13 protein-coding genes are annotated in these 15,855 nt (G+C 35.3%); 3 read left to right on the top strand and 10 right to left on the bottom strand.

Annotated features, from left to right (window positions below; all coding sequences use genetic code 11):
• The first annotated feature begins 237 nt into the window (after positions 1–237).
• Positions 238–900: a YesL family protein gene (locus ACFOY7_RS06385; protein ID WP_390250523.1), complete on the top strand. Its 663-nt coding sequence runs from the start codon at positions 238–240 to the stop codon at positions 898–900.
• Between the two features lie 45 nt (positions 901–945).
• The gene (locus ACFOY7_RS06380) at positions 946–3,243 is read left to right on the top strand and encodes an AraC family transcriptional regulator (RefSeq protein WP_390250521.1); all 2,298 of its coding nucleotides are present in this window, start codon (positions 946–948) and stop codon (positions 3,241–3,243) included.
• Between the two features lie 34 nt (positions 3,244–3,277).
• Here ACFOY7_RS06380 and ACFOY7_RS06375 read toward each other — a convergent pair whose 3' ends face one another.
• The 7 genes from ACFOY7_RS06375 to arfA all read right to left on the bottom strand — a co-directional run bounded on the left by ACFOY7_RS06375 (position 3,278) and on the right by arfA (position 10,992).
• Positions 3,278–3,904 (bottom strand): hypothetical protein, encoded by a 627-nt coding sequence (locus ACFOY7_RS06375; protein ID WP_390250519.1) that lies wholly within the window; start codon positions 3,902–3,904, stop codon positions 3,278–3,280.
• Positions 3,905–3,927: 23 nt separating this feature from the next.
• Positions 3,928–4,740, bottom strand: a complete 813-nt coding sequence (locus ACFOY7_RS06370) for an undecaprenyl-diphosphate phosphatase (RefSeq protein ID WP_390250517.1) — start codon at positions 4,738–4,740, stop codon at positions 3,928–3,930.
• 28 nt (positions 4,741–4,768) lie between these two features.
• The gene (locus tag ACFOY7_RS06365) at positions 4,769–5,086 is read right to left on the bottom strand and encodes a PadR family transcriptional regulator (RefSeq protein ID WP_390250515.1); all 318 of its coding nucleotides are present in this window, start codon (positions 5,084–5,086) and stop codon (positions 4,769–4,771) included.
• A gap of 377 nt (positions 5,087–5,463) precedes the next feature.
• The gene (larC, locus tag ACFOY7_RS06360) at positions 5,464–6,288 is read right to left on the bottom strand and encodes a nickel pincer cofactor biosynthesis protein LarC (protein ID WP_390250513.1); all 825 of its coding nucleotides are present in this window, start codon (positions 6,286–6,288) and stop codon (positions 5,464–5,466) included.
• A 273-nt stretch (positions 6,289–6,561) separates the two neighbouring features.
• Positions 6,562–8,043 carry an alpha-N-arabinofuranosidase gene (locus tag ACFOY7_RS06355; RefSeq protein WP_390250511.1) on the bottom strand — a complete coding sequence of 494 codons (1,482 nt, stop codon included), beginning with the start codon at positions 8,041–8,043 and terminating at the stop codon, positions 6,562–6,564.
• Between the two features lie 22 nt (positions 8,044–8,065).
• Positions 8,066–9,394 carry a glycoside hydrolase family 27 protein gene (locus tag ACFOY7_RS06350; RefSeq protein WP_390250509.1) on the bottom strand — a complete coding sequence of 443 codons (1,329 nt, stop codon included), beginning with the start codon at positions 9,392–9,394 and terminating at the stop codon, positions 8,066–8,068.
• A gap of 80 nt (positions 9,395–9,474) precedes the next feature.
• Positions 9,475–10,992, bottom strand: a complete 1,518-nt coding sequence (gene arfA, locus ACFOY7_RS06345) for an arabinosylfuranosidase ArfA (protein ID WP_390250507.1) — start codon at positions 10,990–10,992, stop codon at positions 9,475–9,477.
• A 363-nt stretch (positions 10,993–11,355) separates the two neighbouring features.
• On the opposite strand from arfA, the gene ACFOY7_RS06340 reads away from it, so the two are divergent.
• Entirely contained in the window at positions 11,356–11,979 is a 624-nt protein-coding gene (locus ACFOY7_RS06340) for a YesL family protein (protein ID WP_390250505.1), read from the top strand.
• A 106-nt stretch (positions 11,980–12,085) separates the two neighbouring features.
• Here the strand turns inward: ACFOY7_RS06340 and ACFOY7_RS06335 are convergent, their stop codons facing one another.
• The 3 genes from ACFOY7_RS06335 to ACFOY7_RS06325 form a co-directional block, all read right to left on the bottom strand.
• Complete coding sequence (locus tag ACFOY7_RS06335; RefSeq protein ID WP_390250503.1) at positions 12,086–13,000, bottom strand: carbohydrate ABC transporter permease; 915 nt, start codon at positions 12,998–13,000, stop codon at positions 12,086–12,088.
• Positions 13,001–13,031: 31 nt separating this feature from the next.
• Positions 13,032–13,889 (bottom strand): ABC transporter permease, encoded by an 858-nt coding sequence (locus ACFOY7_RS06330; RefSeq protein ID WP_390252054.1) that lies wholly within the window; start codon positions 13,887–13,889, stop codon positions 13,032–13,034.
• A gap of 185 nt (positions 13,890–14,074) precedes the next feature.
• On the bottom strand, positions 14,075–15,691 hold the full coding sequence (locus ACFOY7_RS06325; protein WP_390250501.1) for an extracellular solute-binding protein: 1,617 nt from the start codon (positions 15,689–15,691) through the stop codon (positions 14,075–14,077).
• Between the last annotated feature and the right edge of the window lie 164 nt (positions 15,692–15,855).

Below are 15,855 nucleotides of genomic sequence, written 5' to 3'. Positions count from 1 at the left end.
GTTTCTTTTGAGTATATTTTACAAAAGTAATCACTATAACTTCTTTGGTCATTTTTCATTATCTAATGATTATTTTTCTGTTACAAAAAGATTACAATCCTTACTATCACTCGGTTTCTGCCACCTTAGATAATGATCATCATATGTAAACGCTTTATAATTATTCTTTACTTATCAAGCATAAAGGGATATTCTATTTAATGAAACATAATTACTAAATAAGATAGGTGATTAAACATGGAATTCTCAGGTATATGGTCAGGTTTATATAAAGCAAGTTTATGGGTAACTCGCCTTGCATGGTTAAATATTTTATGGTTGCTGTCTACATTAATCGGCTTGATATTATTTGGGTTAATGCCTGCAACAATTGCTATGTTTACCGTTGTGCGTAAATGGATTCAGAAGGATTACGATCTGAATATTTTCTCAACTTTTCTAAAAGCTTACAAAGAAAGCTTTATACGTGCTAACCTTTTTGGTATAATTATTTATGTGGTTGGGTATATTTTGTCTATTTTCTTAAAATATACAGGATTAATGAATGAAAGTGGAATGTATCCAATACTTTTCGGTATATTTTTATTAGCAGCATTCTTTTATGCCATGTTAATTATATATATTGCCCCAGTGTATGTTCATTTTAATTTGAAGTTCTGGCAATATATCAGATATGCGGTAACAATCGGTGCGGTAAATTTACACTACTCCATTTGTATGTTAACTTTACTTGCAGGTATTTACTATTTATCATTCAGATATCCTGGATTCGGTTTATTTTTCAGCATAAGTTTAAGCGCATACATTGTTATGTTCCTTGCTAATCTCGGTTTTAACCAACTACTAAAAAAGCAGCAGGAACAAACAGATCAACAATCTGAAACCGTTTCCGCAACATGAGGTATCTTTACATTCTCCAGACAATTTAATACAAGGAAGTTGCCTATGAAAAAATTTTCAACAAAACACTATTTTAAATTAATTGCGTTTCTTATTATTTTAAGTACTGTACCGGTTATCATAACAGGCGGACTTTCTTATTGGCAGTCGTCCAAAGCAATAGTAGATTATTCCAATGATGAGAAGAAACAAAATATCTATCAAATCCAGACAAATGTGGAACAAGTACTTAAATACGTAGATTTATCAACTACCTATTTTGTCCGTTCTACCCAAACCCAGCAGTTTTTGAAGGAAAATATGAATGCAGCTTCTTTTTCCGATTTTAATAAATTAAGACGTGACCTCAATCATCTTCAGACAATTGAAACCGGAATTGAGGATATTATCTTTGTCAGCTTTGAAGAGAAATGGCTTATAAACAATGATGGCTTAGTTCGTTTGGATAACAGCACATATGAAAAGATTAACACGAGTTATATGAATATTCCTGAAACGTCTAGCTGGATTTTAGAGGAAGCGGAGAAAATTAGTTTTCCTAACGCCACGAAAAAGAGCTGTTCACACTATATAAACCTTGTAAAAAAGCTGCCAATTTTATCATCAAAATCTACTGGTATTATCGGTGTTTTAATTCCGACATGTGAATTAACCGAAATCATGGCAGGCAACAATAACAGTGAATCATTTCTTATTTTAGATGAAAATAATCAGACAATTGCCCATAGCAATACAGCATATATTGGGGAAGATAATTATATTCCTTCTTCTCTCTTTAATCAAATTGACACAGATGCAGAAGAAGGACAGTTTGAATACACAATAAATGACATCGCATATAAAATTACTTACCATACTTCTAACTACAATAATTGGACTTATTTATCATTTGTTAAGATAAGTGATTTGCATATGCGTTCAAGTTCCATCGGCTGGATTACTATGTTAATTGTTAGTATTCTGTTGATTATCTCTACTATATTTGCTGTTATTGGGAGCAGAGTGCTTTATAAGCCTGTAAAAAGATTAAAGAATGCAATCAACTCCAATCAGGGCGAGACTGATGGAAAAACGGTAAATGAGTTTGATTTAATTGAAACACATATTCAGAAACTATTAAATCAAAATAACCAATTAGAACAAAGAGTACAAAGCCAAGTAACGCAATTAAAGCAATTATTTATGATGCGATTAGTGCAAGGAAAAATAAAAAATGATGAGATTCCGTTAAAACTTCAATCATTCCATTATCAGACAAGTTGGACATGGTTAACCATATTTTCACTGAAATTTGATGCAATTGATCAAGAGAAGTTCGATAAGAATGATCAGGACTTAATCTTGTTTGCTATTAATAATTTGCTGGAAGATATTATCCCAGCAACTGAAAGGTTAACACCAGTAGTTATCAATGATACGCAAACAACCATTATTATTACAGAATGCGAAACCGATGCAGAATATACCCGTAGTATCAATGAAAAAGTACAACTTATTCAGGAGAAGGTAAAAGAACTATTCCATTTAAGTATAAGTATTGGAATTAGCCAGCGCTTCAAACACTTATATCAAGCCGATATTGCTTTTAGAGAAAGTAAAGAGGCTTTAAAATATCGTCTGAAAATGGGTGAATCCTCCATTATTTATTATGAAAATTTAAACAGACGGTACTCAAATATCGCACCATATCCTTCCGCCATCAAGAATAAGCTATTTGATGCCATTAAAGTAAGTGATAAAGAGAAAGCGAAAACAGATTTATTCAAATTATTTGAATATATTAATCGAAATGACATTCACCATCAACAATTAGAAATCATTTTATCACGCTTTCTATACGAACTTTTTGAATTAAAAGAATTGCTAGGTATTGACGTAGAAGATTTCCATTCAACTGAAATGATCACACATTATCAGAATTTAAGTTCATTAGAGGAAATAAGAGATTGGATTCTAATCAGTATTATCCATCCACTTATTGATAAGTTAGATGCGAAAGATGATAGTAAGAATAAACGGATTTCTGATAAGATGATTCGAATGATTCAAGAAAGTTTCAATCGTGACATTTCCCTTGATTTAATTGCTGCGGAACTGCATTATAATCCAAATTATTTAAGCAGTATTTTCCAGAAAGAAACTGGATATTCCTTTAGTGAGTATTTATTAAAATATCGCTTAAATAAGGCAAAGGATTGGCTAACTTCAACAAATAAATCAGTTAAAGAAATAGCAGAAGAATTACAATATAACAATTCCCAAAATTTCATTCGTTCTTTTCGAAAAATGGAAGGAATTACTCCAGGGAAATATCGTGCCCAATATAAAAGTAAAGAAGCATAAAGAAAGATCCACCAAGCACGGTGGATCTTTTCCATTAAAATTTCTTATAAATCATTATATCGATCAACTTATAAAGAAAATAAGCTACAATAAACCCACTTGCATAAGAGAAGCATGTGGCCTCGAGTACTGTAATGAAAGGGGAACTTATTATTGTATTTCCAATCCATAACCATAACACAAATAAAACTGTAGCCACAAATGCGTAACCTATTAAATAATGATGGGCAGGCAAATGGAAAATAGTTGAGTCTTTTGAAAGGCGATCAAATTCATTGATTTTAAACTGATTAATTGCCACAGCTGTTGCTTCTTTATAAGATCTGCCTTGATGAACTAAGTCTTGGGCATAGTCCTCCATGTAAGCCAGCAATTCTGTCTTTTCTTCTTTATCAAGTACCAACCTTTCCACGAATGAAGAAAGATCCTTACTTTTTCTGTATAAAACATTTACTTTTATATGTCCAATATAATTAAAAATGGCCCATACCCCGCCGATAATAATCGCAATCCCATATCCAACAAGTACATTGAATGGGGTATGTGCCGGATTATCATAATAATCTATTAATAATGTTACAACAAACACAGCGATGGAAACAAGGAGAATCCAAAAATACTTAATATCAGTAAGACTAGTTATTTTCTTTAGAAGATTCATAACATTATCTCAACCCCTTCTACTTACATAAACAGAATTACTAATATACCTACAATCACACAATAATAGGAAAAGTATTTTAAGTTACCTTTTGCCATAATGTTCATTAACCATTTAAGCGCAAAGTAAGTCGCAATAAACGATGTGAGGAATGCAATAATATATGGGATTAACAATGTATCTATGTTTGGATCTGATATAATCTCAGGTATTTCTAATAAACCTGTACCAAGACTTACTGGAATATATAATAAGAATGAGAATCTTAGTGCTGTTTCCTGTTTCATCCCAACAAGCATTGAACCAACAATGGTTGCACCTGACCTGCTAATACCAGGAGTAACAGCTACTGTTTGCGCTAGCCCAACAATAATGGCATCTTTTATGGACAAGTCACCATCATTCTTTCTGCCGCGAAGGTTGCGAATCACCCATACAGCAATAGCTGTGATCAAGAGCGTGATACCTACAACCTTTGTGTTACTCAGTGCATCGCCAATCTCATCCCCAAACAATACGCCGATAACCCCTACAGGAATTGTTGCGATAATTAAGTAGATGATAAAGTTAAAATCACTCTTGGCTTCTGTATCTTTTTTTCCAATATATTTAGCACCATTTATTACAAGTCTAACGATGTCATTCCGGTAAATAACTAAAACAGCAAGTAATGAGGCAAAGTTAACGAATATCTCAAAAGACAGCCCCTCTGCCTTAATACCAAACAGTTCTCTAAAAATTACTAAATGTCCACTAGATGATATAGGTATTGGTTCCGTAATACCTTGAACTAGTCCTAAAACAAAATACTTAATTAATATTATTAATTCTTCCATTCTCAAGCTCCTTTTTAACATTTCATTTTTAAGGGATGAATTTATTTACTATTAGTACGACATTTTTCCAGTCATTTGCAAACTGATTTAATTGTCTCCTGCCTTCTTCCGTAATAGCATAATATTTTCTCCTTCCACCTTGGCTTTTTACACCCCAATAGGAAGTTATTGCTTGATTATTCTCCAACCGCTTTAAAGATAAATACAGGGTTCCTTCCTGAATAAGAAATGTTCCTTCTGTCTTATCTTTTATTTTTTTAGAGATTTCGTAACCATAACTGTCTTCTTTTTCTAATAGGGAAAGTATGAGAAGATCTATCGTACCTTTTAACATTTCTTTATTCAATAACTCAACCCCCTATATTACTTAATAACATTAAGTAGTTTATATTAAATTACTTAATAATGCAAGGTATTTTTTTAATAATATCTGGAAATCTGGGAGTTAGGAAAAACAGGACGCCATTAAGAAAAAGCATCAGCTGTGATCCTCGCAGGATGATGTTTTTTTAAGTGCAGGCCGCGATGCCCATTAGTAAGTATGACACTGCGGAAGTGAAGCCATCTGAAGAAAAAAACTTTGAAGTGCTGTGATGATTCTCCCAAGAGAACATAGATCTGGTGAGACTGTTTAGTAACAATATCTAAAGTCCCTAAATTAGTTTATTCTAAACATTAATAACCTTACTTATAAAAAAGTAAGGCTATTATTTACATATTATATTATCCGAGAATTATACGCAGAACATTGGGGTGGTCTTTAAAAGTTTTAGTCCCTGCACCGTAACCAATTTGATTCACTGTTATATTTGGTATGGATTCCGAAAATTCTTCTGCAAGAACCTTTACAATTGCAGCTCCTGTTGGCGTCGTCAATTCGCCTTTTATATCTGTACTCTTTAATGGTACATCTTTTAATATTTCTAACGTGGCAGGAGCTGGAACAGGATAAATACCATGGTCAATTTTAATTCGTCCTGATCCAACAGGAACAGGTGATGAAATGACCTCTTCAATCTCTAGCTTATCAATTAAAATGGCGGTACCAACAATATCTACAATAGAGTCAATTGCGCCAACTTCATGAAAATGGACTTTTTCCAAATCCATACCATGAATTTTCGCTTCTGCTTCACCAATTACTTTGAATACTTTTAATGATAATTCTTTAACAGTCGCATTTAGATCACTATTTTCTATTAAAGTAACGATATCCTTGTATGTACGATGATGGTGGTCATGACCATGGCTATGGTTATGATGATGGTGATGGTGGTGATGCTGGTCATGAGTGTGCTCATGTTCGTGAGAATGCGCATGAGTATGTACATGATGATGTGGGCGTTCGTCGAATATTACATCAAATTTCAAACTTGATATCCCATTCTTATTTACCCGCTTCAATTGTAATTGATACGCTTCTTCCAGCTGTAATTTTTTTAATTCTTTCTCCAAGTATTCCATATTAATGCCTGTATCCAAAAGTGCAGCTATTGTCATATCCCCACTTATTCCTGAAAAACAATCTAAATATAGTGTCTTTCCCATCAAAAAAACTCCCTCTCTATAACTACTATACTCACATATTAAGCCTATTGTTTAATAAATGTAAAGGGAAAAGGAACCGCTTTAATTTCTATGACCAGGGCAATTAAAGGTCTGAAATTTTAGATGTTTTCTGTAACATTTTAATCTGCATTGCTCCATCTCCTATCCATCTACCAGTTGATTTCCACCTTCATTTTCTGATCGACTGAAGGCTACAGTTGTTTTCTATATAGCAAAAGCCGACAAGTTACACTCATCGGCTTTGATTCTATATTATTTTATCGAAATGGCAACAACAGATTTTGCAGGTAACTTTAAAGAAAGCTCTGTCCCATTGACTTGAAAATCTGTGTAATTAACAGGTTTTACATTATCAGGATTATCAAACGTGTTATGCGCATCTAATTCATTTGCTGTTAATACACGGGCATTAACGTCAGAAAGATTAGCACCTCTTAGGTCAATGTTAACTTCTGCCTCATTGTCTTTATCAATATTACATAATGTTATATTGATCGTACCATCTTTCGCTTTTGATGCAGATGCCGTTACTTGTGGTATTTCTTTGTCAGAGATTTTCTTAACAGCTGATTGAATATCTAAAGCAAGTTTTTCAGCATCCTGGTGCACTTTATACATCTCAAACACATGATAGGTTGGTGTCAAAATCATTTTTTCTTTATCAGTTAATACCACCGCTTGTAAGACATTAACTGTTTGAGCGATATTAGTCATTTGGACACGGTCATTATGGTCATTGAAGATGTTTAAAGAAACTCCAGCAACTAACGCATCACGGATCGTATTCTGCTGGTAAAGGAAACCAGGGTTCGTGCCTTCTTCTACATCAAACCATGTTCCCCATTCATCGATAATTAACGCAACACGTTTTTCCGGATCATATTTATCCATGATTGTACTATGTTTTTCAATTAATTCTTTAATGTGGTATGCTTTTTGCATCGTAATATCCCATTCGTCTTCAGGGAAGTTCGTTGCAGATCCTTTCCCTAACCAGAAATCACCTGGAATCGTGTAATAGTGTAAGCTTAATCCATCCATTAGATGGTGAGCTTCACGCATTAATACTTCTGTCCAATTATAGTCATCTATATTCGGACCACCTGCAATACGGTAAATTTTATTGTCACCATAGTTTCTAACATATGTTTGGAATCTGCGGTATAAATCTGCATAATATTGTGGCCGCATATTACCTCCACAACCCCAGTTTTCGTTACCAACACCAAAGTATGTTAATGGCCATGGCTCTTCCCGTCCATTTTCAATACGTAAATTAGCCATTGGTGATTCACCATCAAAGGTCATGTATTCTACCCATTCGGACATCTCTTGAACCGTTCCACTACCGACATTCCCACAAATATATGGTTCTGTTTCCAACATGTCGCATAACATCATAAATTCATGTGTTCCAAAATGGTTATTCTCAATCACACCACCCCAGTGCGTATTTACCATACGTTTCCGGTTTTCACGCGGCCCAATTCCATCTTTCCAATGATATTCATCTGCAAAACAGCCGCCAGGCCAGCGAAGAACTGGAATGTTAATATTTTTCAATGCTTCTACAACGTCATTACGGATACCATTTGTGTTTGGGATATTAGAGTCTTCACCAACCCAGATCCCTTCGTAAATACAACGGCCTAAATGCTCGGCAAAATGGCCATAAATATTCTTATTAATCGTTCCTTTTGTGACATCTGCGTTAATAACAACTTTATTACTCATTTTTCCACCTCATTTTAATTAATTATAAATTTAAACGTGTGATTCTTTGGCAATACTGTTCAGACAAATTGGTCAATTTTAAAAATTTTGCCCCATGTGGTGATATGTCAAAAGATAGTTCATGAGAAACATCATCAATATTTTCTTTGTTCCACAGGTCTCTAATCTCTATCTCCTCACCGTTTATTCCCAATTGGTCAAATGTTACAGTAATCTTGCTTGCATTATCGGTTAAGTTAAACAGAGCTACATATATGGTTTGTTTATCCCCACTAGATGTCCATACCACCTTATCATTTTCACGGTATACTTGCCTTGCGCCAAACCCATTTCGATGGGCCTCAAGCACTTCTTCATTTGTGATAAGGGATAGCGTCCAATCATCGTTATCTCTTAATTCACCACCAAACATTAATGGTGATCGGAAGATGGACCAAAGTGTCATCATTAATATCTGTTCATCTTTCGTAAACCTTGTATACCTGTCGCTAGCACCACCATCAACCGATCGAATACCAATATGCCCTAATGGCAACATGTCTGCATCAGGCCAATACCCTGGGCCAATATTCTTGCTCCATTTATAGCAACGATCAAACATGTCGTAGAGTGGCGGCCATAAATCCCAAAAGTCATCAGTCATACGCCACATATTGGCATTCTCTTCTAATAAACTTGCATGGTCGATCGGAGCAGGACCAGGTGATAAACTTAGAACCATTGGCCTGCCACATTGATCGATTGCCTTTCTAATCATTTTTATTTCCTCAGCATGGATACCATACAGTTTCGAATCTGCAATATCATCGACTTTAACAAAATCCACGCCCCATTCTGCATATAGATCAAATAATGAGTTGTAATATGCTTGGGCGCCTTCTTTCGTATGGTCAACCCCATACATATCGGTATTCCAAGGACATATTGAATTAGGCTTCGCAATATCTCTAGCACGTACATTACTGCCCAGAATTTTGGTATTCTGATGGACAGCTTGTCTGGGAATTCCTCGCATAATATGGATCCCGAATTTCAATCCTTTACCATGCACATAATCTGCCAATGGTTTAAATCCTTGGCCATCAGCTGCTGAGGGAAAACGATTCACAGCAGGAACTAATCGGGAATACTCATCCATATCTAATGGAACAAAAGGGCGATATGCTGAGGATACTGCCCCGGGTTCAGACCATTGAATGTCAACAACGACATACTCCCATCCAAACTTCTTTAAATGTTCTGCCATATAATCAGCATTACCTATTACTTCCTCTTCCGTTACGGTTGCTCCATAGCAATCCCAGCTATTCCATCCCATCGGAGGAGTCAATGCATATTGGTGGTGTTTCAATCTTTAAACTCCCTTTCTTACGTAATATGGTATGTAAAAAGGGTAGGCAAGCTATTTTAGTTGCCTCCATCTATGTTGCATTAGTTTTTCTTTCGTAAGCGGACCATGTTCCAGGAAAATTTAGGGAAGATCCCTGCAAGCTTTCCATCATCAACATAAGATTCGCCATTTGAGTGTGGTTTTACATTCTCTTGCGTTGCTGTATTAATCGCTTTTGCATCTTCATTTTCTAATACAACATGTTCTACTACGTCATATCCTTCAAATGAACGAATATCAATATCCACTTCTAAGTCCTTCTCTAAGTGTCTATTTGTTGCAAAAACTACTAATTCATCTTTTTCCTCATTATAAACAACAGAAGGATCGAGATATGGAACATCGGTAAAATCTTTACTATCATATTTAGGTGAGCTAACAACTGGGCTAAGCGCAATTCCGCGTCCATATACTGATGTATAATAATATGGATAGAATATTGTTTGCTTCCAGGCAGCTCCGCCATTTTCTGTCATGATTGGCGCGATAACGTTTACAAGCTGTGCCATACAAGCCACTTTTACACGATCCGAATGACGTAACATAGTATTTAACATACTACCAACTAATAGCGCATCTTCAAATGTGTAAACATCTTCCAGTTGAGGCGGCGCTACTGTCCATGGCTCAATTTCTTTATCTTGTTCGTTAGAGTGGAACCAAACATTCCATTCATCAAAGCTTAAGTACATCTTCTTCTTACTGCGTTTCTTCGCTTTTATATAATCACATGTGGCAATTACTGTTTGAATAAAGTTTTCCATATCCATAGATTTAGCTAGAAAGTTTGCTGTATCGTTACTTCTATTTCCGTAATATTGGTGCAGGGAGATATAGTCTGCAACTTCATACGTATGCTCTAATGTTTCTGCTTCCCAGCTAGGGAATGTAGGCATATTGGAATTTGAACTTCCACAGCTGACTAATTCAATTGTTGGGTCTACTAATCGCATTGCTTTCGCTGTTTCAAAAGCTAACCGACCATATTCGTGTGCTGTTTTCTGACCAACTTGCCATGGTCCATCCATTTCGTTTCCTAAACACCAAACTTTAATATTATGAGGGGTCTCATAACCATGTGATTTTCGAAGGTCACTCCAGTAAGTTCCGCCTGGATGATTACAGTATTCAAGCAAGTTACGGGCAGCATCTACGCCTCTAGTACCAAGGTTAACCGCCATCATAACATCAGTATTGGCTGCTTTTGCCCAATCAACAAATTCATTCGTCCCCATCTGGTTCGTTTCTGTTACACGCCATGCTAATTCTAATCTTTTAGGCCTGTCTTCTTTTGGACCTACTCCATCTTCCCAATTATAAGCAGAGACCATGTTTCCACCTGGGTAGCGAACGATAGGAACTTGCAATTCCTTAACTAAATCGAGAACATCTTGTCTAAACCCATGTTCATCTGCAGTTGGATGTTCCGGCTCATAGATCCCGCCATATACAGCCCTGCCTAAATGTTCAATAAATGAACCGTATACCCTTGGATCGATTTCAGATATTTGGAATTCCTTGTCAATTACCATTTTTGCTTTTACTGATTCTCTCGCCATTTTCTTCATCCTCCTTATTTTAATTATTAAACGCTTACAATAGACATATATTATAACCTCAATTTCTATGTGTTCCATTCCCAGCTTATTCGTACAAATATCTCAATAATCACTATTTTTAAAAAATTGTCCGTATATAAAGAGTAAGAAAAATAACCTACTTTGTCAAGATATAATGCTATAATTCTCTGTTAATCTCCAATAGAGAAACCGAGAATTTTATCTTATTTTTCGATTCCATATCCTTTTATTTGTTTTAAAAATAATAGATTTACGTGTATCCCTAATTTGTGTATCCTATAAATCAAGGTAGAACACAAAAAAGTGAATAATCCTTCAATTATAAAAGCAGGTGAGTAAAAGATGAAAAATATATCGACATGGTATATGACATTTGGCGAATGGATGTTTAAACTGTTCATTCTCAATTTCCTTTGGGTCTTATTTACAATTGCAGGGATTGGTGTACTTGGCATATTTCCCGCTACTATTGCATTATATGCGACAATCCGAAAGGAACTGCAATCAGAGCATGATATAAAAATATTCAGTTCTTTTATAAGCTATTTTAAGAGGGAATTTCTTAAAGCAAATCTATACGGCTACAGTGTGACAATCGCAGGAGCATTATTATTTTTTAATATAAGAGTATTGGCCCAGCTGCCCTCCACTGCTTTGAATGCTGCATTAACGCTATTTACATATGCCCTAATCATTGTATTATCACTGATAGCAATCTATTTACCCCCACTTTATGTACATTTTGAACTTAAATTTCTTACCTATTTTAAATATGCTATCATTCTTATAATAGGTAAACCTCTTCAAACTTTTATGATGATAGTAGTAATACTAGTATTGTTAGTAACTTTTTATTACTTACCTGTATTATTTCCTGTACTTGGTGCGAGCACTCTTTCCTATTTCATTATGAAGATATCCTTACCATTGTTCGACACAGGAGATAAGACTAGCACATCAGCATAAAAGAATGCACATTATAACAACCACAAGCTAAACTATTTTTTGCTTGTGGTTGTTTTATATTACAGTCTCCTCTACTAACCCATTTGCTTATTTTCGTCTTATCCTTCTATCCTTTCACTGAACCAATCAGCACACCTTTTTCAAAATACTTTTGAATAAACGGATAAAGGATTAATATTGGGAGGGATGAGACAATGATTACCCCATACTTTATCTGGTCAGCATAACGTTGTGCATAACCGCCTCCAGTCCCTCCGCTTCCAGCACCCTCTGCAAACACCTGATTGGAAAGCAGTATGTCCCTTAAGACTATTTGCAGTGGTTGCAGGTCATAATTACGGATATAAATCAACCCTGTAAAAAAGTCGTTCCAGTGCCACACTAAATAATAAAGCCCTATTACTGATATGACAGCTTTAGATAAAGGAAGGACAATCTTTGAAAAAAATTTAAAATGTGTACAACCATCGATGGATGCAGCCTCATACATCTCGTTCGGTATATTACTTTCAAAGAAGGTTCTCGTGATAATTAAGTTGAAAACATTTACAGTAAGCGGGTTAAATATAAACACCCAAGGCGTATCGATCATACTTAAATCCTTTAATAATAAATAAGTAGGAATTAAACCACCATTAAAAAACATAGTAAAGATAAAGAAGAACATTAAAAACCTTCGGGCACGGAATTCTTTTCTTGATAATACATATGCTGCAGGCAGAGTAAATAATAAATTTACAAATGTGCCGAAGATAGCATAGAACAGTGTATTACGATATCCAATCCATATTCGTGAGTCTTGGAATATTTGTTCATAGCCAAAAAAGCTTATACCTTGCGGGAACAGAAAAACCTTACCTGTTGAAACTAAGGTAGAATCACTAATAGAAGCTATTACAATAAAATACAGTGGGTAAGCTATAACAAAAAAGATTAAAATGCAAAGTCCGAATATTATTACATCAAATGCTATATCTGATGGCTTCTTGTTCTTTATTCGCTCTAGGGTAAATGTGCTCATCCTGGTTCCTCCTCCTAATACTCTATAACTTTTACCAAAGACTTATTTTTGCCGCTCGTTTTGCTATTGTATTTACAATGAGTAACAATGAAAAGTTTATTAGCGTGTTGAATAAGCCGATAGCAGCTGCATAACTAAATTGGTTAGAAACAATACCTATTTTATATACGTAAGTTTCTATCACTTCAGAAATAGGCAGATTCATTGAATTTTGCATTAAGAATATTTTCTCAAAACCAGTACTAATAATTGTTCCCATGTTCAAGATTAGCAAAATGACAATTGTTGGAATGATTGCTGGTATCTCTACATTACGAATGATTTGCCAGCGGTTTGCACCATCTATTTTAGCTGCATCATATAGTTGAGGATCAACACTAGCTAGCGCCGCCAAATAAATAATACTGTTCCAGCCAACATGCTGCCAGATATCTGACAATACATACACAGGAATAAATGCAGTAACAGAAGCTAATAGATTGGTACCCTCGAATCCGAGCTTACTAATTATTAATCCAATCAAACCTGTGTTGGGTGATAATAATACATTCAACAAACCCACTAATACCACAAAAGAAATGAAATGCGGCAAATAAACCGTTGTTTGCAGTATCCTCTTGCCTCGTTTCCATCTGATTTGATTGATTAATAATGCTAGAATAATAGGAGCAGGAAACCCTATAACAATGGTAGTAATACTAATCAGTAATGTATTACGAATTAAGTCTGTAAACATATGACTGTTAATAAACTGTTCAAAATACTTTAACCCTACAAATTCACCACCAGTTAATCCTGCTGTAAAATCATATTCCCTGAATGCGAGTTGCACTCCATACATCGGTATATAGTTGAAGATAATAACACAAACTACAGCAGGTAAGACCATCAACCATAATTGGTAGTCTCTTCTGAATGTATTTAATATATTTGCTTTCTTTATTTTCCTTGTTGTATCCGTTCCGGTTAATGACTTGCTTCTTGCATCAGATACCGCCACATTTACTCCCCCTTTATTTACAAAGAGATATTAGTAAGAATAACTAATATCTCTTTATATTATTTCCAAGCAATTTATTCCTGGTTATTCTTGTATTCATCATAATAGCTTTGCATAATGTCAAGATTTGTTTGTAAACCCATCGACTCTACTTCTTGTACATAATCCTCCCATTGACTGTCAATTCCACCACTAGATACCCACTCCGCAAATTTGGACATTGCTAAGTTCATAAAATCTGTATTAATTAAGCTCATTTGGTTATTATCTTCATCAGAGTATTTCAAGAACATACCAGGAAACACGTTATTTTCCTTATCTAATGTCTCGAATACTTTATCAAATGGCGCTTGCTGACCTTTAACCGCTTGCATATCTGCTCCAAGTTCCACTTCTAAATTATCTGAAATATACATTGGCCCATTATCCGCCCAAGTGGAGGTCCATTTCCATGTTCCCGGATCCATCTCTTCATCTTGTGGAGGTAAAACCTTATAGGAGCCATCTTCAGACTTTTCAACATTTGGACCAATAGATCCAAATAATATTTGCAGACTTACTTCAGGATCATACAGTTCATTAATAAATTTCATCGCTGCCTCCTTATTGGCCGTTTGAGATGATAATGCAACGAAATTCACACCATAATTTAGATTGTCATAATCATACGACCAAGAAACGTCGCCATCGTAATCAGCTGATTGTTTCATTGGCTCAAATGATGTATATTGATCAGATATATTGAGACCAAAACGATCCGTTGATTCCCATCCAAAGGTATAACCCACTGTTGCATCTTCCCCAGTACCTCGTGCAACCGACTGGTATTTGGTATAGTCTTGTGTAAACACCTCTTGATTAATTAATCCATTAGAATATAACTTGTTTAAAAATGCAACTAGTTCTTTATACCTTTCATCTACAAAGAAGTTTTTAACCTCTCCATCTTCTAAGAAATACCCTTGTCCGCCACCGCCAGTAATTGTCATACCAGTACTGCCTAATAATACGGTTGGATGAAAAAAGCCAAAGCCAGTTGTTCCAGGCGGGGCAAAGTCCATAGGGATTTCATCATTAGGATCACCATTTCCATTTGCATCTTCTTCTTTAAAGGCCATCAGTACATCGAATAACTCATCCCAATTAGTCGGCTCTTCCAATCCTAAATTGTCCAGCCATTGTTTATTTATAAATTGCATGGTAGCTGTCTGGGGCCAAAATCTTTGGTATTTCGGCAAACCAAAAATCTGTCCATCATCTTGAGATGCTAAAGCTAGTGTAGCTGGCTGTTCATCAAACATTGTTTGAATATTAGGTCCATGTTCTTCAATTAATGGCGCTAGATCTTCGAACAAGCCAGTAAATTTAGCAAAGTCAGCATCTGTAATCGCATTCGGTCCAATAATAATATCAGGAATATCGCCACCAGCTAACATCGCACCTTTTTTCTGATCCCAATCAGCTGTAACTTCCTCCCACTTAATTTCTACACCTGCTCTATCCTCCACCTCTTGAAGCCATTCCATATCTTCTAAATCCTTAGTCAATGGATGTTTCGTAATAAGACCAGTCAATACAACTTTGCCATCTTCTGTTTGCTTTTCACCTTCAGTTGCTTCCTCATTGCTGCAAGCTGCTAACATTAATACTAAGACCAGACTTGACAAAAAAAATACTAATCTAGTTTTCATGTTTTTCCCCCCTAATAACATACAATAATAAATTCTCCCTCACTGGATAACGCTTTCAAAACAATCCGTATTATAAGACAGCGCTTACATAAAACAATATTTGTATTATTAGTTCTACCAGCACCTCCTAATAAAAGTGATACTTTTTTTGATATTGATAAGTT

The sequence above is a fragment of the Gracilibacillus xinjiangensis genome, from assembly GCF_042651765.1.
Taxonomy (GTDB): domain Bacteria; phylum Bacillota; class Bacilli; order Bacillales; family Amphibacillaceae; genus Gracilibacillus; species Gracilibacillus xinjiangensis.
The sequence above is the reverse complement of the archived record's forward strand: the minus strand, read 5'-3'. Positions and strand labels throughout refer to the sequence as shown.